The organism is Kitasatospora sp. NE20-6 (assembly GCF_045862635.1).
On the sequence record NZ_BPRL01000002.1, the window covers coordinates 235,484 to 257,219 of the forward strand.

Genomic DNA, 21,736 nt, shown 5'->3' on the forward strand with positions numbered 1-21,736 from the left:
CGGCCTTCGTGCGGCGACCTCCGTGCAGCGGTCTTCGTACGGTGGCGTGCGGTGTGCGTGTCAGACGATGCTGCAGGTCGCGCCGTTGAGGGTGAAGGTGGACGGCACGCCGTTGGTGCCGGGCGTCGAGGAGGCGTTGAAGCCGAAGTTCACGCTGCCTCCGGCCGGGATGGTCTGGGTCCAGGCCTCGTTGGTGACGTGCACGGCCTGTCCGGTCTGGGTGCCCTTGGCGTTCCAGAGGGAGTTGATGTGCTGCGCGGCGGGGAAGGCGAAGTCCAGGCTCCAGCCGGAGACCGCGGCGGTGCCGAGGTTGCGGATGGTGACGTCGCCGTTGAACGAGGTGCCCCAGTCGCTGAGGCGGTAGGCGACCGAGCACGCCCCTGCGGGGGTGGCGCCGGTGGTCACCGCGACGGTGCCCGAGCGGGTGGAGCGGTTGCCCGCGGCGTCGCGGGCGTACACTGCGAAGTCGTAACGGGTGGAAGCGGTCAGCCCGGTGAGCGTGGCGGTCGTGCCGGCGACGGTGGTGACGGCGCTCTCGCCGGTGGAGGTGACGCGGACGACGTCGTACGCGGTGACGGCCGTGTTGTCGGTGGCGGCGGCCCATCCGAGCGTGGCGCCGGACGAGGTGACCGCGGTGGCGGCCGGGGTGCCGGGCGCCGTCGGGGCCTGCGTGTCGGCGGTCGTACCGCCGAACACCGCCGCCTCGCGCGAGGTGGCGCGGATGCCGTTGGCGCCGTCGATCAGGCGCGTGCCCCAGGCGCTGGGACGGGTCGCGTCGAAGCCCGTCACGAGGTCGAGGTACTCGACGCCGCCGCCGTTCCCGCTCCACGACCAGCCCATGTAGCCGATGCCCAGCTGCTGGGCGGTGGCCATGATGGCGTCCTCGTCGGGGTTGCCGTCGGAGTGCATGTTGCCGAACTCGCCGACCACGATCGGGAGCTTCGCCTGGACGAACCGGCCGAGGTAGTCGCTGACCTCGGCCGCGGTGTCGAAGACGCCGTACATGTGGATGGAGAAGACGGTGTTGCGCTGCGGGTCGCTCGCGAAGACGGCGGCCGCGTTGTCGCGCATGGTGAACGCCCAGTCCTGGCCCCAGTTGGGGGCGTCGGTCATCAGCGTGTGCTGGAACCCGGCGGTGCGCAGCCGCTGGATCGCCGCGGTGGTGTCGGCCGTCCAGGCGGCGTAACCGGTGTTGCCGTACGGCTCGTTGCCGATGTTCAGGACGACGTACTTCTCCTGGCCGGCGAGGGCGCTCTGCACGCTGATCCAGTAGTCGACCGCGCGGGAGAGCGAGACCGCGGCGCTCTGCTCGCCGTAGCCGGTCGTGTCGTGCGCCTCCAGCACGCAGACGAGGCGGTTGGCCTTGCACTGGCTCACGACGTTCGCCACGTCGGCGGTGTCGTTCTTCGTCCACTGGTCGCCGGTGGCGAGCACCACGCGGACCGTGTTCGAGCCGGTGGCCTTGATGTCCTTCAGGGCCTGCGTGGTGCGGGTGGGGTACCAGGCGTGCGCGTGGTTGATGCCGCGCATCACGAAGTCCTGTTCGCCGGCCTCCAGGAGGCGGCCGTTGCTGACGTGGAAGCCCGTCGTGGCGGCCTGGGCGGGCGGGGTGGCGGCGAACATCGAGGCGACGACCGCCGCGAGGCCCACTGCGGCGGTGGCGAGTCTGCTTCTCATCCCTTGCTCCAAACGTGGTGCGCGCACGGCGGATTGGCCGTCGGCGACGGGTCCGGTGCGGCTGCCGGGCAGTGCGTGCGGTCCCCGGGGGCGCGACCGCCCGCGGCCGGCCGCCGGGCGGCGGGGCGTGCGGTGCGGTGCGACGGGGGGCCGCGGCCCGGGGAGGGGAGCGGCGCGGCCCGGGCAGGGTGGAGCGGCCGCAGGCGGGTCGGACGGCGTCGCCGTCAGGGGTGACCGGGCGGCGCGCGTCCGGCGTGCTCCGTCGGCGGCGGCATCAGGTTAGGGGCGTGCGGATCCGGAACACAACCGTCAGGACAGAACCGGTTAAGTCTTCTTTCCCATGCCGGACTTGTGCGGATCCGAGCTGACTGCTCGTCGCTCTGGGTCGTCAACTCGGCTGAAACCGCAGGTCGGTAGTCGTTCCTGGGTGCCGTCGTCCGGGGCGTGAGGGGCGCCCGGCATGCTCATGGCCGAGGCTGCGCGGGTCTGCCCGGCTTGACCGGCTTGACCGGTTGAGTGCGGACTGTCCGGCTGCTCCGGTCGCGGCCCCGGCGGCCGCCGCAGGCCCGGCCGGCCGGTCGTCCCGGCGCGCGTTGTCGGGGTGCCCCCGGCACCGCTACGGTGTGCGCCATGGGGTTGGGATCTTGGTGGCGCGGCGGGTCCGCAGCCGACCGCAGGCAGCAGCAGAACGACGGCGCACCGCTCTCCGAGCAGGCCGTACTGGCCATCGTGGCACAACAGTTGACGGAGCTCGGCGGAGAACGCTGGACCGTCGAGGGTGCGCTCGCCAAGGGGCCGGGCAGCGCCGCGGTGGCGCTCGCCGCGCCGCACGGTGACGGGCCCTCCCACCTGGACCTTTCCTTCCTGCTGGACGCCGGGCGTCCGCAGGAGACGGCCGTCACCGACTGCGTGGCCGGTTTCGGCGCGGACTCCGAGGCGGCCGTGCGCCGCGCGGTGGAGATCTGGGCCTCCACCACCGGCGTCACCATGCTCGAACTCCTCGCCCACAACGGCCGGTTCGCCGGGCACATCCACCCGGCCGACGCCGATGCACTGCCGGGCTGGCACGCCATCCACGGCGGCATCGTCGCGTGGGGTGCCGGCGACCGCCACAACGCCGTCCAGGACTGGACCGTCGCCCACCCACTGCTGCCCCAGCTCGCCCCGGCGTTCGCCGACGGCTTCGGCAGGGATGCGCTGATCGGCGTCAAGGTCTTCCTCGGCGGCCGGGCCGGCGAGGAGACCGCCGAGGTGCGGGTCGACGGCGTGGTGCACGAGCAGGCGTCGAAGCTGCTGCTCGGCCTGGACTGGCCGCGCGTCACCGAAGGCACCGCCTACGCACGGACGTTCGTCCTGCTCGTGCACCCGGAGGGCTGAGCGCGCGTACCGGTCACGGGCCCCGGGGTCAGCGCACCACGGTGTACGCGTGGGCGCCGCCCGGCCCCGGGTAGCCGGGCAGCCAGCGGGCCAGGACCAGCCCGGACGGGTGGAACACCGGCGACGGCAGGGCGTCGACGGCGAAGCGTTCCCAGCCGCCGCAGCTGTGCGGCTCGGTGACGTACGCGGGGGCGTCGCAGGGCGGGGCGAGCACCGCGGCGGTCAGCCGGGGCCGGCCGAGTTCGTGGTCGAGCAGCACGGCCAGCACCCGCATCTCCGCGGCGGGGAGCACGATGCCGGTCTCCTCGGCGAGTTCGCGGGCGGCGGCCTCCTCGAAGGACTCGCCGGGCGCGTCGGCCTTGCCGCCGGGCAGGCTCCAGGTGGGGCTCTCCCCGGCGGTGGTCCGGCGGCCGAGCAGCACCCGGCCGTCGGCGGTGGGCACGATGACGCCCGCGCCGATGACGGGTGCGCCGGCCGCCGGGGCGGTCACCAGGCGGCCTTGGCGTAGTCCTTGAGGAAGCAGCCGTACAGGTCCTCGCCGAGTTCGCCGCGGACGATCGGGTCGTAGACCCGGGCCGCGCCGTCGACGAGGTCGAGGGGGGCGTGGAAACCCTCCTCGTGGAGGCGCATCTTGTCGGGGTGCGGCCGTTCGTCGGTGATCCAGCCGGTGTCGACGGCGGTCATGAGGATGCCGTCGGTCTCGAACATCTCGTCCGCGCTGGTGCGGGTGAGCATGTTGAGCGCGGCCTTGGCCATGTTGGTGTGGGGGTGGCCGGCGCCCTTGTACCCGCGGTTGAAGACGCCCTCCATCGCGGAGACGTTGACCACGTACTTGCGCCGGGCGGAGGAGGCGGCCATCGCCGGGCGGAGCCGGCTGATGAGGATGAACGGCGCCGTGGAGTTGCAGAGCTGCACCTCCAGCAGCTCCATCGGGCCGACCTCGCTCACGGTCTGCACCCAGCTGTTGGTGGGGGCGAGGTCGGGCACCAGGCCGCCGGCGTCGATGGCGGTGCCCGCCTCGATGCGGGCCGGGGTGGCGGAGCCGGTGACGAGGGCGAGGGAGGTGACCTCGGCGGCCGCGATGCGCTCGCTGCCGGACCCGGCCTGGCCGGGCAGGGCGGGCACGTCGACGCTGCCGCTGCCGAAGCGGCCGATCACGACGGCCGGGGGCAGCGCGCCCGCGGGCAGCGGCGCCGACTCGGCCGCGACGAGCTCGCGGTAGGACTCGGGGGAGCGGCGCACGGTCTGCGCGGCGTTGTTGATGAGGATGTCGAGCGGGCCGTCGGCGGCGACCTCGTCGGCGAGGGCGACCACCTGGGCGGGGTCGCGCAGGTCGATGCCGACGATCTTGAGCCGGTGGATCCACCGGTCGCTGTCGGGCATCGCGGTGAAGCGGCGGATCGCGTCGTTGGGGAAGCGCGTGGTGATGGTGGTGTGGGCGCCGTCCCGCAGCAGGCAGAGCGCGATGTACATGCCGATCTTCGCGCGGCCTCCGGTGAGCAGGGCGCGCTTGCCGGTGAGGTCGGCGCGGGCGGCGCGGCGGTCGCGGTTGAGGGCCGCGCAGGACCGGCAGAGCTGGTGGTAGAACGCGTCGACCTCGACGTACCGCTGCTTGCAGGTGTAGCAGGAACGCGGGCGCTCCAGGATGCCGGCGATCTCCGTGGTGGTCTCGGTCGAGAGGCCGAAGACGCCCGCGGTCTCGTCGTCGATCCGCCCGGGCGCGCCGGTGGCGGTGCGGGAGGTGACCGCGCGGTCGTTCGCCGTCTTGCGCGCGCGGGTCTCCTGGCGGCGGCGCTGCTTCAGCGTGCGGAAGAGGCCGCCGACGGCCAGCCGCACGGTGATCGCGTCCGGGTGGTCGACGTGCAGCGTGTCGAGCTCGGCGAGCACGTCGAGGCAGAGCGCGAGGCGCTCCGGGTCGAGGCCCGGTCCGTAGTCCGTCTGCTGCTCGTCCGTGATCTCGGTCTTGGTGTCCGGGCCCGCCGTCATGCCTGTTGCTGCTTCTCTCTTCGCGCCGCCTGTGTCCGCCGAATGGTACGGGAGCGGCGTGGAGCGATGCGAAGGTAAGTGTCTCTTATGTATATGGGCCATTACTGTGGGCCGATGGTGCAAGGTCGACGGCATCCGCACCCGCGCCGCGCCGTCGGTGACCCCCTCATCGCGGTGGTGCGCCGACCGGCAGCCGGGTCAGCGTGATGCCGAAGTGCACGCGGTACGCCGCGAGCGCCTCCTCCTCCGACAGCTGTTCCTCGGTGCGGGCGCCGTCCGGCCCGGTGCGGATCAGCCGGGTGCCGCTCAGCGTGATCCGGCCGTCCGCGGTGAGCCGTGAGCAGGTGGACGATCGGGTGAAGTGCGACTGCGGCGAGGTCGTCTGCCACCAGCACGTCGGCACGAAGTCGGCGAGCGCGTACGGGCGCGGGTCCAGCCGGTACTGCGGCTCGCCGTCCATCAGGACGTCCAGGGCCCCCATGCCCTCCGGGACCTCCGGGGCACCGGGGGCGGCCGGCCCGTCCTCCGCCGGGGTGACGCGGAACACCCCGCCCGGGTCGGACTGGTCGCCGCGGGCCGCCAGCCGCAGCGGGTGGTGGCCGAAGCGGCCGAAGCCGACGTCGACGAGCCACGGCTCGTCCAGCTCCACCCGCAGGGCCATGTGGTCGAAGGGCGGGCCCGGACGGCCGTCCGCGCCGAACGTCCGCGCGGCCAGCAGGTCGACCCGGTAGCCGAGCGCCCGCAGCAGGCCGGCGAACGCGCCGTTGAGCTCGTAGCAGAAGCCGCCGCGCCGCCGGTCGACGATCTTCGCCAGCAGTGCCTCCTCCTCCAGCACCACCGGTTCGCCCAGCCCGACGGCCAGGTTCTCGAACGGCACCGCCTCCAGGTGCGCCGACTGCAGGGCGCGCAGCCCCGCCGCGTCGGGCCGCTCCGGGCGCTCCGCACCGATCCGCCCGAGGTACGCCGCCGCCTGCTGCTCGTCCACCGCTGCTCCTGTTCTGTGCCCGTCCGCCGCCGTGCCCCGGACGGTCCGTCAGCCGACCCGTCCTGAGCTGGGGTGATGCCCTGTCCGAAGGGAACCTCGAAAAAATGTTTGGGATTCCTGTTATCCCCATCCGTCCCACAGATCTCCCATGTGTCGGCAGCAGCACACACCACCGAAGGCCGACGAGGGAGACAGCATGTCGTCGCACCGGAAGGCGTCGCACCGTCGGCGCAGCCGTCGTGGACTGATGTTCACCGCCACAGCAGTGACCGCGGGACTCATCGTCGGAGCCGTCACCATCGGCTCCGTGATGGAGGGGGAGCGGCCGGTCCGCACATCCGCGGACGCCGCGCTCGTCCAGGAGGTCGAGCTCAGCCCGGCCGCCGGTCCGCTCCACAAGGACGATCCCGCGCCGGTCACCTCCATACCGAAGGACGACCCCGCGCGCGGCCTCGTCTACGGCGGCCTGGTGCCCGCCGCGGGCGGCGACCGGTGCGTCGGCGTGTACAAGGTCGACGACAACGGCCTGTGCACGCACGGCCCGGACGCGCCGCCGAAGGGCGTCGACGTGCACAAGGACACCGCGCCGGTCGTCGCCGCGGCGGCCCGGCCCGCCGACCCCGCCGCCTCCGCGGCCGTCGCCCCGCCGTCCGCGACCGACCTGCTGAGCGACGCACCTGCCGTGCTCGACGCCGGCAACGGCCGCGCCCTCGGCGGCGGTTCGGCGCCCGCCGCCAGTCCGTCGGCCGGCGCGGGGGCCGCGGCCGCCGGGTCGAAGGTCGTCTGCGAGGGCGACGGGTCGACCGGCAACCGCGTCCAGGTGCTCTACGTGCACGCGCCCGGCAAGGACCGCTTCGGCGAGTACCTGCCGTCCTTCAAGAAGTGGGCGGCGGACACCGACGTCATCTACAACGCGAGTGCCCAGGAGACCGGCGGTGTCCGGCACATCCGCTTCGTCACCGAGGCCGACTGCACCGCCTCGGTGCTCGACGTGGAGCTCTCCGCGGCCTCGCTCCAGGAGTTCGGTGCGAGCAACAAGGCCTTGGCCGCGCAGGGCTTCAACCGCAAGGACCGCAAGTACATGATCTTCGCCGACGCGAACGTGTACTGCGGCATCGGTACGTTCAACGGTGACGAGCGCCCCGGGCAGGACAACCTCAGCAACTTCGGTCCGTCCTACGGACGCACCGACAACGGCTGCTGGAGCGGCTCCACCGCCGCCCACGAGCTCGGCCACAACCTCGGCGCCGTCAACAACAGCGCCCCGCACACCAGCAAGGGCGCGCACTGCGTCGACGAGTGGGACATCATGTGCTACTCCGACTCGCCGTACTACCCCAAGATGGAGGTCCGGTGCGCCAACCGGGCCGAGGACGAGCGGCTCGACTGCAACCACGACGACTACTTCAACACGGCTCCCTCGCCGGGTAGTTACCTGAGCACGCACTGGAACGTCGCCGACAACCGGTTCCTCTTCTCCGGCGGCGGCACCACGCCCGACCCGACGCCGACCCCCACCCCGAGCCCCACCCGGCCGACCCCGACCTCGTCGCCCAGCCCGAAGCCGCCGACGCCGACCCCCACCCCCACCCCCACACCGAGCCCCACCTCCAGCGGCAGCACCACCGGGCCCAAGGTGACCGCCGGGCAGATCACTCCGAACTCCGCGGTGCTGAGCTGGCCGGCCGTGTCCGGCGCGACCGGCTACGACCTCCGGCTGGGCGGCCGCTCCCTGGCGACCGTGACCTCCACCGTCGTGCGGCTCGTCAACCTGAAGGCCGACACCGAGTACCGGGTCGCGGTCGCCGCCCGTGACGCGGCCGGGCGGACGGGCACGCCCGGCCGCACCACCGCCTTCCGCACCGCCAAGGCCGCCGGTCCCGCGCCGACCACGCCCGGCACCCGGTACCTGATGCTCAACACCCTGACCGGCCAGGCGGCCGACATGTGGGGCGGCTCCACCGCCGACGGCGCCGTGCTGATCGGTTACCAGCGCCACGGCTACTCCAACCAGCAGTGGACCTTCGAGGACGCCGGCGACGGCTACCTGGCGATCCGCTCCGTGCGCTCCGGCAAGTGCCTGCAGACCGGCGGCCGTGCCGTCGCCGGCCAGTACGTGATGCAGCAGCCGTGCTCGGGCGCCGACACCCAGAAGTGGCGGACCGGCGCGACGGGCAGCGCGTACACGCTCACCGCGAAGGGCTCCTCGCTCGTGCTCGGCACCGGATCGCGCTCGTACTACGGCGGTCGCCTGCTCGAACTCCAGCAGCCCAACGGTCAGTCCTACCAGAGCTGGACGATCCAGCCCGCCTCCTGACGAGGCCGCCATGCCCCGGTGGGGCGGGAACCGACCCTCCCGCCCCACCGGGCTTTTCCGCCCCCGGGCCCGGACCCCGGCAGGCCGACGAGGAGCACCACCACCCATGCGCACCAGCACCAGCGTCCGTCCCCGCCGCCGTACCCGACGCCTCGGCGCCGCCGCCCTGCTGGCGGGCCTGGCCGTGCTCGGCGCGGCCGGCCCGGCGGGCGCCCACGGCGACACCATCGCGTTCGCGGTGTCCACCCTGGCCGACGGGCACCTCACCGCCGTCGCCACCTGGGAGAACGACCACGACCCGGTCACCGACAAGGTCGCCGGCACCCTCAGCGCCGTGGCCGCGGACGGCCGTTCGGTCGGCCCCTGGCCGCTCGTCGCCGTCGCCGACCGGCCCGGCACCTACACCACGGCGCTGCAACTCCCGCCCGGTCACTGGAAGGTGACCGTCGAGTCGGGCTTCCCGGCGCTCGGCCGGAGCGAGGCCGAGCTGGACGTCACGGCCGTGCCGGGCACGGCCCCGAGCGGGAGCGCCGGTCCGCCGGCCTCCGCCGGACCGTCGACCGCAGAGCCGACCGCCGGGCCCTCGGCGGCGCCGTCCGCCGCTGCGCCGTCCGCGTCCGCGTCCGCGGCCGACCCGGCCGGGCAGGGCTCCGGGCTGCCGGTGGTCCTGGCGGTGGCGGCGGTGGTGCTGGCCGCGGCCGCGGGCGCCGTTCTCGTCGTCCGCCGCCGCGCGGCCCGCTGAGGCGCGGGCCCTGCCGGTCTGCCGGCCCTGCCGCGGGCGCGACGATCACGGCGGGGCCGGGCCGGGCAGGCGGTGGTCCGCCGCCAAAAAGTGTCGTGAGCACGCCACTGGGACGGGTTGTGCTCCACCCGCCACCGTGGGCCACCATGAACCCATGGACATCGACACGGTCGTCCGCACCCGGAAGGCCCTGCACGCCGTCGCCGAGACGGTGCTCGCCGGGCCGCAGTACCGGGCCCGCGGCACCATCCGCCTGCGCGCCTACCCCGGCGGCTTCGCCACCAGCGCGGAGCCCTTCCTCCAGGTCATCGGGGACGAACTGATGGCACCCGGGCAGCGGCTCCTGCTGCACGGCACCACCTGCGCGGCCCTCGCCGCCGCGGTCGGTGTCGAGCCCGGACCGCCCGCCGGCCTCTACGCGGACGGCTCCGGCGCGGCTCCCGGCGACCCGGTCGACGCCGACCCGCAGGCCGCCCAGTGGATCGCCCACTGCCTCGGCGTCGGCGACACCGCGCTGCGCCGCCTCGCCCCGGACGCCGACCCCGTGCTCTGGCCGGAGCACTTCGACATCGGCATCACCCTGGACGGCGTCAACTACGGAGTCTCCGCAGGCGACGCGTACCAGCCGGAGCCGTACGCCTACATCGGCCCGCACACCCCGCGCAGCGGCCCGTTCTGGGACGCGCCGTTCGGCGCCGCCCGCACCGTGCGCGAACTAGGAGGGGCGGACGCCGTCACCCGCTACTTCGCCGAGGGGCGCCGGCTCGCCGCGGTGTGACCGGTGCGGACCTGCCGGCGGTAGCCGTCGAGGACGTCCTGCCGGAGCAGCAGCCCGAACCCGGCGGACTCCAGCCGCAGGCCCAGCCGGGCCTCGGTGGAACCGAGCGCCTCGGCCGCCCGTCCGAGGTGCCAGTCGTGCGCGGCGAGGGTGTCCAGCAGGTGGCCGCGCCGGATCTGCGCCTCCGACAGCCGGAAGGTCTTCAGGTAGGCGATCCGTCCGGCGCCGTCGGTGACGGTCTCGCCGATGTGGTTCTCCTCCCCGGGGCGGAACCGCGGGAGGAACCGGTCGAGGGTGAAGGGCCCCAGCCGTTGCACGGTGGAGGGCCGCACCTCGGCGGCGAGCAGGCCCGCCGCCATCGTCGAGTCGTGGAACTCCGCCCACGCCCGCTCCTGCCCGTCCGCCGCCGCCCGCAGGTCGGCGAGCGAACCGATGCCCGGTCCGGGGATCCTGGCGCGGAAGTCCGGCAGCGGCATCATCAGCGTCGCGGCGTGGTGGATCGGCTCGCCGAAGAGGTCGTGCACCAGGGTCGGGTGCAGCGCGCGGTAGTCGTCCGGGTGCGGTACGGCGAAGGCGGCCGCCAGGGTGTCCGCCACGTACAGCACCAGGCCGCACTGGCCGGGGTGGATCTCGAACACCTTCAGCGCGTCGGCCAGCCCGCGCACCGCGGCGCCGCTGTACGCCTCCTCGGCGCGCGGCGACAGCCCGGACCGGACCGCACGCTGCGACCACTGCTCCCACAGCACCGTGGGCCCGCCGAAGTGCAGGGAGAGGTAGCTCTCCAGCGCCAGGTGCAGCGGCAGGAAGCGCAGCCGGTCCCGCCCCTCGCGACGGGCCGTCCGCCGGTGCGCGCGGACGGGCATGCTGCGCGGCCGGTCCTCGCCTAGGGCGGTGCCGTACGCGGCGGCCGCCCCGTCGGCCGCCCCGTCGGCCGCCCACTCCGCGACGAGGCCGTGCGGGATGTACGAGACGTACGTGCGGCGGTCGCCGAGGTCGACGGTGCCGAGGGTCTCCTCGTACACGCGGCGGTGCAGGCGCAGGCCGTCGACGGGCTCCTCCCGGACGAGCGGGACCAGCCGCACCCCGCCCCACACCTGGGCCGGACGGGTGGCCAGGCCGGTCAGGTCGAGCCGGGTCACCGGTCCCCCTCCGGTGCGGCGGCCGGGCGCGGCCCGGTGCCGGCGGCCAGGAACGCCTCGGTGCGGGCGGCCAGATGGGCCGTCAGCTCGGCCGGGCCGGTGCGGCCCTCCGCGAACCGGGCGATCTCCGCCAGCGGGGCGAGGTCCTCGGCGTCGCGGATCCCGGCGGTCGGCACGCCGGGGGCGAGCCGCCGCACGTCGAAGCCGCCCGCGTCGTACACCGGGTTGAGGTGCACGACGCGGGTCGCGCCGTGCGGGTCGAGCCGGGTCCGCCAGACCTGCAGCACCTCCGCCGCGAGGCCGGGCGGCGCGTTGTCCCAGCCGTCCGAGACGATCACCAGCCGCTCGGGCCCGGTCTCCAGCGCGTCGACGATCCGGTGCCCGAGCGGCGTCGCCCCGTACGGGCGGACGAGCAGCGCGTCCGTCCGGCCGGACGTCCACAGCGCGGTGTACTCGCCCGCGAGCGCAGCGAGCAGGTGGTGGCAGGCGAGGGCGACGGCCAGCGGGCGGCGCCGCTTCGCCCCGGAGCCCACGGTCGAGAAGCTGTCGTCGAGCACGGCCGTCACCCGGCCCCAACAGCCCTGCTGCGCACCGGCGGTACGCCGGGCGGAGGCCTCCAGGGCGGCCGTCAGCTCGCCCCGGCGGGCGACCCGCTCGGTGACCGGCAGGCCGAGGACGTACCCGGCCAGCCGGGTCAGCGGCATCCGGGCCAGGTCGGCCCGCACGGCACCTGCCCCCGCCTCGCGCGCCGACTCCTGCGTGCGCAGCCGCTCCAGCCGGGTCATCCGCGGCGCGATGCGCTCCAGGAAGGCCTTCCGCGGGATGCCGTGCTTCGCCGCGAAACCCTCGGCCACCGTGTACGGGAGCTCGTAGACGGCGGCCCGCTCGTAGTGGGCGCGCCGCCAGGCGTCCAGCAGCGGCGTCCGGTAGGAGAGCCCGCGGGCCGCCGGTCCGTGGAACGCGAAGTCACCCACCTCGTCGGTGGGCGGGGCGAGATGGGCGTGCCGCAGGGCGGTGCGGAAGCCGCCGCGGTACTTGACGGCGTCCAGGGCGGGGTCCGGCCGGGCCGCGATCCAGTCGCGGATCAGCGCGCGGGTGCGGCGGTTGTTCACCCCGGCCCGGCGCAGCGCGTCGAACAGCCGGTACACCCGCTGCGGCGGCAGCAGCTCCAGCCGGCGGGCGATGAGCAGGCCCTCGGTGCGGCGCTGCGCACCGGTCGCCTCGCGTGAGGTCTCCAGCAGCCGCCGCACGATCAGCGCGGCGTTGTGGTCGTTGATGTCGAGCGCCAGCACCCCCGCGTACAGCTCGCGGTAGTTGCCGAGCATGTACGCGTGCAGGAAGTCGAGCGAGAGCTGCTGCTCGGCGGCGTCGGAGTGGAACTCGCGCTGCCCGGTCGCCGTCACGGCGGCGTTGACGAACAGCAGTACGTCCTCGGCGGCGACCAGATCGCCCAAGGATTCCATGGTCGGGCTCCCGGTCAGGTAGGGATGCCGGCCGGGGAATGGGGGCGCGAACTGCGAATCATCGCTTTAGAGGCACGTTCCGGAAGTCGCACCGGAGTCCCGCGGCCGGCCGGTCGACCGTAGCAGAGCCGCCCTGCCGCCCACCTCCGGGTTTCCGCCCGGCCCCGGCCGTGCGGCGCGGCGCCGGTGCAGTGCAGTGCAGTGCAGTGCAGTGCGGTTCGGCGGTGCTGCGCGGCGCCGGTCAGTCCGCGGCGCCGTTGCGCCCGCCGGCCCGGCCCGTCCAGGTCGGCTCGACCACCGCCCAGTCGTCCTGCCACTCGTCCTCGGCCCGGCACTCCAGCCGGCTGCGCCGCAGCCCGTACGCCACCGCGCAGACCAGGGCCGCCGTGGCCCAGCCGCCCAGGACGAGGAACCCCGTCGTCGCCACGATGTCCGCGGTGGAGCGCGGCCCGGCGGCGGCCCGGCCCGCGCCGTCCACCCACACCTGCACCCGGTCGCCGGCCGACGCCGTGCTCGGCACCGGGGCCTCGTCCGTCACGGTGTGCCCGGCCGGGTACGTCCACGTGGCCTGCGCCCGGTAGCCGCCCGCGGGGCTGCCCGCCGACGTCAGGTCCGCCTGGACGGGCTCGCTGCGCACCACCGCCGCCACGTGGTGCAGCCGCGTCGCCGTCCGCCCGGCCTCGGCCGCCGCGGAGCCGTACAGCAGCACCGCGGCCAGGCCCGCGCCGGCCGTGCAGAGCACCATCGCCAGCCAGGCCGCCACCAGGGCCCGGCTCCGGCAGCGGTCCACACGCCGCCTCAGCGGGCCGGCGTCCAGGCCGGCCGCGAGCCGTAGGTGCACCAGCATGCGCCGCCGACGGGATGACCCGCGACGGTCGGGGGAGTCGCTGCGCATGGTACGCCTCCTGCCGCCGGCCGAGACCTCCAGAATCCTCCCAACCGCCGGACCCGGCACCTCCTCGCGCCCGCCCGCGCCGGGCCGGGCCCGCCGGTGCATCCTGGAGGGATCGGGTCACCGCCGCGACCCCGGCCGGAAGCGGGCCCGCCCCGGAGGGGGTGCGCGGCGGCGTGCCGGTCCGCGCCGGCGTCCTCCGACGGGAACCGGGAGACCGTACGCACGCGTCCGAAGGTCCGTCACCCTTCTGTCGATCATGGGGAGCGGGCCGCGTGGTGGCTGTGCTGTGTGTGCTGGTGGTCGCCGTGCCGCTCGGCTGCTGGGCCGTGCTGGCCCGGACGGCCGTGGTGGGTGCGGTGGTCGGGCTGTTGCTGGCCGGTGGCGCGGGCGTGCTGCTCGCGGCCGGGGCGGGCCTGCTGGACCTCCGCGGGCTGTTCGAGCTCTTCCTTTGGTACCCGCTCGCCGCCGCCCTGCTGGTCGGTGCCGGGCTGCGGGTGGAGCGGCGGCTGCGAGGGGTGCAGCCGGATGCGCCGCGCGCGCCGCGGACGGTGCTGCGGGTGCACGCCGTGGTGGTGACGGCCGTGGCGCCGCTGTGCGCGCTCGTGGCCTTCACCGCGGCGGACGTCCCGCCGGCCGCGGCGGTGCCGTCGCTGCCGCCGGGGTTCACGCTGGGTGAGCAGACCGCGGGCTGCGGTTCGGGCGACTGCTGGCGGGAGATGTCCGTCGCGGGGCCGGAGGGCATGCCGTCGGAGGAGGTCGTCCGGCGGCTCGGCCTGCCGGACGACCACTGCCACGCGAACGGCTGGCTGCTCGACCGGCGCCCGCTCTGCACCCGTGCGGAGGTCAACGGCGGCAGCATCCGGCTGTACGTCTCGCTGGGCGACCTGATCGGCTGAAGGGCGGGGGAGGACCCTCCGGACGACCCCTGCCCCGCCCCGCCGCCGAACCCGCCCCCGCCCTCGCCCCCGCGCCCGGCCTTACCGGCAGCCGCCGACCGGCGACCGGCGACCGGCGACCGGCGACCGGCGACCGGCGGCCGGCGGCCGCCGGTCCGTCACCACCGGCCGGTCGTCCGGCAGGTCCCGTCCGCCGTCAGGAGCTCGTGAGCACCACGAGCTGACGGGTCGCCCGGGTCATCGCGACGTACCGGTCGACGGCGCCCTCGACGCCCGTGCCGAACGACTCCGGGTCGACGAGCACGACCAGGTCGAACTCCAGGCCCTTCGACAGCTCCGGGGTCAGCGACCGCACCCGGGACGTCGCCCGGAACGAGGGGTCGCCGATGACGCACGCGATCCCGTCGGTGTGCTCGGCGAGCCAGGTGTCGAGGATCGCGTCCAGGTCCCCGGTGGACCCGTGGACGACGGGCAGGCCGCTGCTGCGCACGGAGGTCGGCACGTTGGCGTCCGGGAGCACGGCGCGGACGACCGGTTCGGCCTCCGCCATGACCTCCTCCGGCGTCCGGTAGTTGATGCTCAGGGAGGCCACCTCGATCCGTCCGAGCCCGATCCGCCCGAGCCGTTCCCGCCACGACTCGGTGAACCCGTGCCGGGCCTGGGCGCGGTCGCCGACGATGGTGAAGCTGCGGGACGGGCAGCGGAGCAGCAGCATCTGCCACTCCGCGTCGGTCAGCTCCTGGGCCTCGTCCACCACGACGTGTGCGAACGGGCCGGCCAGCCGGTCCGGGTCGGCGGCGGGCAGCGCGGTGTCGTCGACCAGGCTGTCCTGCAGGTCCTGCCCGCGCAGCATGGTCACCGCGCCCTCGCCGTCGTCGTCGGCCTGGAGCAGCCGGTCGATGACGTCGGCCATGCGGTCGCGTTCCGCGGCGACGGCGGCCCTGTGCCGGACCTTCCGCCGGGCCGCCTCCGGGTCGCCGAGCCGCTGCCGTGCCGCGTCGAGGAGCGGCAGGTCGGACACCGTCCAGGCCCGGGGGTCCTCGCGCCGCAGCTTCCGCACCTCGTCGGGGCTCAGCCAGGGCGCGCACATCCGCAGGTAGGCGGGTACCTCCCAGAGGTCCCCGACGAGGTCGGCCGCGTCGAGCAGCGGCCACGCGCGCTTCAGCGTCGTGACCAGTTCCGCGTCCCGCCGCAGCGACCTCCGGAACTCCTCGGGCGAGTCGTCGCCGTCGTACCTGTCCTGCAGGATCGTGACCAGTTCCTCCCAGATCTGCTCGCGCGCCTCGTTGTGCGGGGTGCCCGGCTCCGGTGCGTCGAACGCCTCGGCCCAGTCGTCGGCGCTCAGCCTGATGTCGGACCGGTCCGTCGAGACCGTCATCCCCTTGGTGGGCGGCTCCTCGTAGATCCTGACGGCCGCCTCGATCGCCTTCACCATGGCCGCGGACGACTTCAGGCGGGCCACCTCCGGGTCGGTCTCGACCGCTGCTCCGGCGCCCTCGGCGACGAGGTCGCGCACGGTGCAGGTCTGCACGCCCTCCTCCCCGAGGCTCGGGAGGACGTCGGCGACGTACGCCAGGTAGGGCTGGTGCGGACCGACGAACAGCACGCCGCCCCGGCGGTGCCCGAGGCGCGGGTCGGAGTAGAGGAGGTAGGCGGAGCGGTGCAGGGCGACGACCGTCTTGCCCGTGCCCGGACCGCCGTCGACGACCAGGGCGCCGCGCGATCCGGCCCGGATGATGGCGTCCTGGTCGGCCTGGATGGTGCCGAGCACGTCCCGCATCCGGGACGACCGGGTGGTGCCCAGGCTCGCGATGAAGGCCGACTGGTCGTCGAGCGCGGCGTGGCCCGCGAGCGCGTCGGTGGTGAAGACTTCGTCCCAGTAGTCGCCGATCCGGCCGCGGGTCCAGCGGTACCTGCGGCGGCTCGTCAGGCCCATCGGGTCGGCGTGGGTCGCCGCGAAGAACGGCTCGGCGGCGGGCGAGCGCCAGTCGACGAGCAGCCGGCGGCCCGTGCTGTCGGTGAGGCCGAGCCGTCCGACGTACAGGGGCTCGGGGTCGTCCGCGCCGACGATGTGCCCGAGGCACAGGTCCAGGCCGAAGCGGTGCAGTGCGCGCAGCCGGGTGGTCAGCCGGTGGATCTCCACGTCCCGGTCCATCGCCGCCCGGCCGAGGCCGCCGGGTGTCCTGCGCACCTCGTCGAGGCGGTCGGACAGCTCGGCGATCGTCTGCTCCAGGCTCTCCGCGACGGCCGCGAAGTGCCGCTCGTCGCCGCCGATCAGCGCGGGGTCGGCCTTGGCGGCGAGACGGTCGGGCAGGTCGAACGCACTGGTGGTCAGGGGGTTCATGCCATCGGATCCGGACAGACGTGCATGCAATTCGTGAATCTCCCATTTCGGCTGCTGCTGGCCTCGGGCAGTGATTCTGGAGCACCACGGGGGCCTTGCCGCAAGCCCCCCGGTGCGCTATACCTTAGAAGTGGCAAGAGGTGGGTTCTTCCCTCATGCCCTCCCCCCGCCCGCTCAGGACACCCTCTCACGGGCCGGCGGGACGACACCGCCCCGGCCTCCGCGCCCCGCCTGCCGCACTCGATGCCGCCGTCCCGCCTGCCGGCCCGCGAGCGGCACTCCCTCGCGCCCCCACTCGTCCCCCCGCTCGCCCTCCGCTCATTCCTCCGCTCGTCCCCGTCCGTCCTCTCGCCGGGCGCCGCCGCGGCTCACCGGGGATGCCGCCCGCGAGCGGGTTTGGACGTTCCTCCAGGCCTCGCCGCGGCCCCGCGCCCCGGGCTTGTGCGGACCGTCAACAATGTGAGGCGGGCTGGCTTCCGTCGTGCGGATCGGTGAACATTGACGGTTGGGTGCGGGGCGCCCGACCTGAGCCCCGCGGCCTCGCCGCAACCACGCCCGAGGTGTACCCGCCGCCCAGCCAGAGAGCCCATTCCATGCGTTTCCTGAACGACCTCAAGCCCGCGTACGACCTCACGTACGACGACGTCTTCATGGTCCCCAGCCGCTCCGCCGTGGGCTCCCGGCAGGGCGTCGACCTGTCCTCGCAGGACGGCACCGGTACGACCGTGCCGCTGGTCGTGGCCAACATGACGGCCATCGCCGGGCGCCGGATGGCCGAGACGGTCGCCCGCCGCGGCGGCTTGGTGGCCATCCCGCAGGACATCCCGATCGACGTCGTCTCCGAGGTCGTCGGCTGGGTCAAGCAGCGCCACCTGGTGCACGACACCGCGCTCACCCTGAGCCCCGGCCACACCGTCGCCGACGCGCTGTCGCTGCTGCCCAAGCGCGCCCACGGCGCCCTCGTCGTGGTCGAGGACGGCCGCCCGGTCGGCGTCGTCACCGAGAGCGACTGCCACGCGGTCGACCGCTTCACGAGCCTCGCCGACGTGATGTCGCGCGACCTCCTGCTCCTCGACGAGGCCGTCGAGCCGCGCGCCGCCTTCGACAGGCTCAACGAGGCGCACCGCAAGCTCGCCCCGGTCGTCGCCGCGGACGGCTCGCTGGTCGGCATCCTGACCCGCCGCAACGCGCTGCGCGCCACGCTCTACACGCCGGCCGTCGACGCCGCGGGCCGTCTGCGGGTCGCGGCGACCGTCGGCATCAACGGCGACGTCGCCGGGCGCGCCAAGGCCCTGCTGGAGGCCGGTGCCGACGTCCTCGTCGTCGACACCGCGCACGGCCACCAGGAGTCGATGATCAGTGCCCTGCAGGCCGTCCGCGGTCTCGACCCGCAGGTGCCGATCGTGGCGGGCAACGTCGTCTCCGCCGCGGGCGTCCGCGACCTGGTCGCCGCCGGCGCGGACATCCTCAAGGTCGGTGTCGGCCCCGGCGCGATGTGTACCACCCGCATGATGACCGGCGTCGGCCGGCCGCAGTTCTCCGCCGTGCTGGAGTGCGCCGCCGAGGCGCGCCTGCTCGGGAAGCACGTCTGGGCCGACGGCGGGGTCCGGCACCCGCGCGACGTCGCGATGGCGCTCGCCGCCGGCGCGTCCAACGTGATGATCGGCTCCTGGTTCGCCGGCACCTACGAGTCGCCCGGCGACCTGCAGACCACCGCCGACGGGCGCCAGTACAAGGAGAGCTTCGGCATGGCCTCGGCGCGCGCCGTGCGCAACCGCACCTCCGAGGAGTCCGCGTACGACCGCGCCCGCAAGGCGCTCTTCGAGGAGGGCATCTCGACCTCGCGGATGTTCCTCGACCCGGCCCGCCCGGGCGTCGAGGACCTGATCGACTCGATCGTCGCGGGTGTCCGCAGCTCCTGCACCTACGCGGGCGCCTCCTCGCTGGAGGAGTTCCACGAGAAGGCCATCGTCGGCGTGCAGAGCGCGGCCGGCTACGCCGAGGGCAAGCCGCTGCACTCCAGCTGGTGACGGTGCGCGGCCCGCTGTCCGTCCGCCCGGTCCGCCCCCCGCCCGCGCCCCTGCGCGAGGGCGGGGGGCGGGTCCGTTCCGGCCGGGCGCCGGGTGCTCACCCCACCGGGGTGAGCAGGGCCCGGCTCACCATGCCGACCGACCGCGACAGCGCCGCGGCGACCGCGTCCTCCACCGCGGGTGCGTGCCGCAGCTCCCACAGGGCGAGCACGGAGGCCCAGGCGGCGTCGCGGGCGCGGTCGATGCTCCAGGAGCCGGCCATGTGCAGCAGCGGCTCGGCGGCGTCCACCGCGTCCGGGCAGGGCAGCAGCTCCTCCCGTACCTCGGCCTCCACCTGGGCGAGCAGGTCGTTGATCCGGTGGTAGTCGCCGCGGACGTCCTCCGGGGTGCGGCCGAGGAGGACGCAGGCGTCCAGCACGGCGAGCGGCAGGTCGTGCTCGATGTGGGCGTTCATCCCGGCGAGGGCGTACTGCAGCGGGTGGATGCCCGGGCGGCCGCGCAGCTCGAAGAGCGGGCGCCAGCAGTGCGCGGGGCGGCGGCCCTCGGCGACCGCCGCGACGGCGTCGAGGTAGCGGGCGGCGAAGACGGCGTCCAGCTCGGCCATGCCGTCCGGGTCGGCGAAGTGCCCCTCGGTGAGCCGCTCGCGGACGAGCAGGGTCACCCGCAGGTACATCCGGTTGAAGACGGCGACGCCGTCCGCGGGCGGGAGGGTGCCCTGCAGCGCCTCCATCCGGTCGATGACCTGGTCGACCGTCAGGGCCTCACTGATCGTCATGGGCGTACGCAGCCTTCCACGGCGGGCCGGGCGGATCGTCCGATGATAGGTCGGTATGCGGTTGATGCCGGCACGGCGCGCAGATGTCGTGGTGGTCGGCCCGGCCGGGCGTGCGGTGAGCGGCGGGCCGGCCCGCCCCGCGGCTCCGGCCCCTACGTCCCCGCCCCGCCCGTCGTACCGCCCCAGGAGCGGTAGGAGGCCACGGCCGCAGCCAGGGTGGGGAAGATCCGCTCCTCCCCGACGGAGGCGGTCAGCCCGTACGCGTCCAGCTCCGACCGCAGGTCCTGCTTGACCCTCGCCAGGGCGAACACGCAGCCGAGGCCGACCAGTTCGTCCCGCAGCGCCTCCACCGAGTCCAGTGCGGTGATGTCCACCTCGACGTTGGCCTCGGTGTTGAGGACGAACCAGCGCACCGGCTCCGGCTGCTCGGCCACCGCAGCCAGGGCCCGCCGGCGGAAGTCCTCGGCGTTCGCGAAGAACAGCGGCGAGTCGTAGCGGTAGATCAGTAGCCCGGGGATGGTCCGCGCCTCGGGGTAGTCGTCGACGTCGTGCATGCCGGGCACCCCCGGGACCAGGCCCAGCACCGCATCGTGCGGCCGGGCCACCCGGCTGAGCAGCTCGGCCACCGACAGCGCCACGGCCACCAGCACCCCGTAGAGGATGTCCAGGGCCAGGACGCCGACCAGGCACCCGAGCGCCAGCAGCAGCTCCCGGCGCCGGAACGACGAGAGCCGCCGGAAACCCGCGACGTCGATCATCCGGACGGCGGCGAAGACGACCAGGCATCCCAGGACCGCCGACGGCGTGAGCGCGAGCGCCGGGCCGAGGAACAGCAGCACGGCGACGACGAGCACGTCCGCCGTCAGCCCGTACACCTGGGTGTGCCCGCCGGCCGACTTCGCCAGCGTGGTGCGGCTGGCGCTGCTGCTCACCGGGAAGCCGTGCAGCACGCCGGCGCCGAGGTTGACCACGCCCAGCGCCAGCAGCTCCTGGTTGGCGTCCAGGCGTTCGCCGCTGTCGCGGGACTCGAAGGCGCGGGCCGTCAGGATCACGTCGGTGTATCCCACGAGGAGCACGCCGACGGCGGGCAGCACCAGCTCCCGGAAGTCGTCCAGCGACGGGAACGAGGGCCGCGGGAGCCCGGTGGGGATGTCCCCGATCACCAGGATGCCGTACTGCTCCAGGTCGAACACCGCGACGACCGCGGTGCCCAGGACCAGCGCGAGCAGGGTGACCGGCACGCTGCGCGGCAGGAACGCGGCCGCCACGAAGAGGAAGAGCAGCGTGCCCGCGCTCAGGACCACCGTGGCGACGTGCGCCTCCGGGAGGTTCCGGAAGAAGGAGACCAGCTGCGGGAAGAAACCCGAACCCTCCGTCTCGACACCGGTGAGCTTCGTCAGCTGGTCCACCCCCATGATCAGGGCGACCCCGGCGAGGTAGCCGATCAGGACGGGCTGGGACAGCAGATCGGCGACGAAGCCCAGCCGGGCGATCCGGGCGACCAGGAACATCATGCCGACCACGACCGCGAGCGCCGCCGTGAGCACGGCGTAGCGGTCCGCGTCCCCCGCCGCCAGCGGTCCCACCACGCCGGCCGTCATCAGCGCGGTCGTCGACTCCGGGCCGACCGACAGCAGGCGCGACGAACCGAGGAAGGCGTAGACGGCGAGCGCGGGCAGGATCGCCCAGAGCCCCGCGACGGGCTGCAGACCCGCCACGCTCGCGTACGCCATGACCTGCGGCACCAGGTAGGCGGCGACGGTGACGCCGGCCAGCAGGTCGCCGCGCACCCAGCTGCGGCGGTACGACCGGAGCACGCCGAGCCCCGGGACGAGCCCGGTGACGCGGCGCCGGAGACCGCCGGCCGGGTCGGTTGACTGTCCCATCGGTCTCCTTCCGCAGGGCCGACGGCAGCCGGAACCGGCCCACCGCGTCCGGCGGGATCGTGCCGGGAGCGGAACGCGGGGCCGTGCGGGACGTCGGATCCCATCGTCGGGGAGCCCCCGGGCCGCCGCCAGACGTCCCGGCCGAAAGGGTGAACCGAAGGACGGAGCCCCTGCGGCGGTCGCGTAGGGTGCGCCTCGGCCGCGACCGTCGACGCGGCCGGGAGGAGCCCCGTGGAACGTGACGGGGCCCGGGAGCGTATCCAGCTCCCGAGCCCCTGAAGTGCCACCCAATTGCGCACACCGGCACGTTGAAGGGTGCGGATCATTCTGAGATCGACGTGTTCTCCCGTTGAACTACCGTGCCGCGGTGAGAGGCACAGGCGGGACTTGAACCCGCATCCGTCGATGATCGTCCGCGCCCGGTCGATCCGGTGATCGGCGGCGGA

The 21,736-nt window shown here is 74.5% G+C and carries 16 protein-coding genes; 6 read left to right on the top strand and 10 right to left on the bottom strand.

The annotated features are described in order from the left end of the window. Nucleotides 1–60: 60 nt before the first annotated feature. On the bottom strand, nt 61–1,677 hold the full coding sequence (locus SNE206_RS01705; protein WP_407911497.1) for a cellulase family glycosylhydrolase: 1,617 nt from the start codon (nt 1,675–1,677) through the stop codon (nt 61–63). Nucleotides 1,678–2,307: 630 nt separating this feature from the next. Here SNE206_RS01705 and SNE206_RS01710 point away from each other — a divergent pair. Continuing rightward, on the top strand, nt 2,308–3,054 hold the full coding sequence (locus SNE206_RS01710; protein WP_407911498.1) for a DUF6348 family protein: 747 nt from the start codon (nt 2,308–2,310) through the stop codon (nt 3,052–3,054). Between the two features lie 28 nt (nt 3,055–3,082). Here SNE206_RS01710 and SNE206_RS01715 read toward each other — a convergent pair whose 3' ends face one another. The 3 genes from SNE206_RS01715 to SNE206_RS01725 form a co-directional block, all read right to left on the bottom strand. Beyond that, nucleotides 3,083–3,544, bottom strand: coding sequence for an NUDIX domain-containing protein (locus SNE206_RS01715; protein ID WP_407911499.1), 462 nt, complete (start codon nt 3,542–3,544; stop codon nt 3,083–3,085). Next, nucleotides 3,541–5,040: an SDR family NAD(P)-dependent oxidoreductase gene (locus SNE206_RS01720; RefSeq protein ID WP_407911500.1), complete on the bottom strand. Its 1,500-nt coding sequence runs from the start codon at nt 5,038–5,040 to the stop codon at nt 3,541–3,543. Before SNE206_RS01720 ends, SNE206_RS01715 begins: the two co-directional genes overlap by 4 nt. Before the next feature lie 166 nt (nt 5,041–5,206). Then, entirely contained in the window at nt 5,207–6,025 is an 819-nt protein-coding gene (locus tag SNE206_RS01725; protein WP_407911501.1) for an arylamine N-acetyltransferase family protein, read from the bottom strand. A 196-nt stretch (nt 6,026–6,221) separates the two neighbouring features. Here SNE206_RS01725 and SNE206_RS01730 point away from each other — a divergent pair, with 196 nt between their 5' ends. The 3 genes from SNE206_RS01730 to SNE206_RS01740 all read left to right on the top strand — a co-directional run bounded on the left by SNE206_RS01730 (nt 6,222) and on the right by SNE206_RS01740 (nt 9,862). Further along, complete coding sequence (locus SNE206_RS01730; protein WP_407911502.1) at nt 6,222–8,342, top strand: RICIN domain-containing protein; 2,121 nt, start codon at nt 6,222–6,224, stop codon at nt 8,340–8,342. Between the two features lie 106 nt (nt 8,343–8,448). After that, nucleotides 8,449–9,084 carry a hypothetical protein gene (locus SNE206_RS01735; protein ID WP_407911503.1) on the top strand — a complete coding sequence of 212 codons (636 nt, stop codon included), beginning with the start codon at nt 8,449–8,451 and terminating at the stop codon, nt 9,082–9,084. Between the two features lie 154 nt (nt 9,085–9,238). Then, nucleotides 9,239–9,862 carry a hypothetical protein gene (locus tag SNE206_RS01740; RefSeq protein ID WP_407911504.1) on the top strand — a complete coding sequence of 208 codons (624 nt, stop codon included), beginning with the start codon at nt 9,239–9,241 and terminating at the stop codon, nt 9,860–9,862. Here SNE206_RS01740 and SNE206_RS01745 read toward each other — a convergent pair. The 3 genes from SNE206_RS01745 to SNE206_RS01755 form a co-directional block, all read right to left on the bottom strand. Further along, complete coding sequence (locus SNE206_RS01745; protein WP_407911505.1) at nt 9,826–11,001, bottom strand: ARPP-2 domain-containing protein; 1,176 nt, start codon at nt 10,999–11,001, stop codon at nt 9,826–9,828. The genes SNE206_RS01740 and SNE206_RS01745 overlap by 37 nt on opposite strands. Continuing rightward, nucleotides 10,998–12,464, bottom strand: coding sequence for a hypothetical protein (locus SNE206_RS01750; protein ID WP_407911506.1), 1,467 nt, complete (start codon nt 12,462–12,464; stop codon nt 10,998–11,000). Before SNE206_RS01750 ends, SNE206_RS01745 begins: the two co-directional genes overlap by 4 nt. A gap of 241 nt (nt 12,465–12,705) precedes the next feature. Beyond that, the gene (locus SNE206_RS01755) at nt 12,706–13,359 is read right to left on the bottom strand and encodes a hypothetical protein (protein ID WP_407911507.1); all 654 of its coding nucleotides are present in this window, start codon (nt 13,357–13,359) and stop codon (nt 12,706–12,708) included. Between the two features lie 272 nt (nt 13,360–13,631). On the opposite strand from SNE206_RS01755, the gene SNE206_RS01760 reads away from it, so the two are divergent. Then, nucleotides 13,632–14,255: a hypothetical protein gene (locus tag SNE206_RS01760; RefSeq protein ID WP_407911508.1), complete on the top strand. Its 624-nt coding sequence runs from the start codon at nt 13,632–13,634 to the stop codon at nt 14,253–14,255. A 196-nt stretch (nt 14,256–14,451) separates the two neighbouring features. On the opposite strand, the gene helR is transcribed toward SNE206_RS01760, so the two are convergent. Continuing rightward, entirely contained in the window at nt 14,452–16,599 is a 2,148-nt protein-coding gene (gene helR / locus SNE206_RS01765) for an RNA polymerase recycling motor ATPase HelR (protein WP_407911509.1), read from the bottom strand. 593 nt (nt 16,600–17,192) lie between these two features. Between helR and SNE206_RS01770 the strand changes: the two genes are divergently transcribed. Further along, nucleotides 17,193–18,629: a GuaB1 family IMP dehydrogenase-related protein gene (locus tag SNE206_RS01770; protein ID WP_407911510.1), complete on the top strand. Its 1,437-nt coding sequence runs from the start codon at nt 17,193–17,195 to the stop codon at nt 18,627–18,629. A 97-nt stretch (nt 18,630–18,726) separates the two neighbouring features. Here SNE206_RS01770 and SNE206_RS01775 read toward each other — a convergent pair whose 3' ends face one another. Together SNE206_RS01775 and sulP are read right to left on the bottom strand one after the other, a co-directional pair. Beyond that, nucleotides 18,727–19,404 carry a DUF5995 family protein gene (locus SNE206_RS01775; protein ID WP_407911511.1) on the bottom strand — a complete coding sequence of 226 codons (678 nt, stop codon included), beginning with the start codon at nt 19,402–19,404 and terminating at the stop codon, nt 18,727–18,729. A gap of 152 nt (nt 19,405–19,556) precedes the next feature. Further along, nucleotides 19,557–21,290 carry a sulfate permease gene (gene sulP / locus SNE206_RS01780; protein ID WP_407911512.1) on the bottom strand — a complete coding sequence of 578 codons (1,734 nt, stop codon included), beginning with the start codon at nt 21,288–21,290 and terminating at the stop codon, nt 19,557–19,559. Between the last annotated feature and the right edge of the window lie 446 nt (nt 21,291–21,736).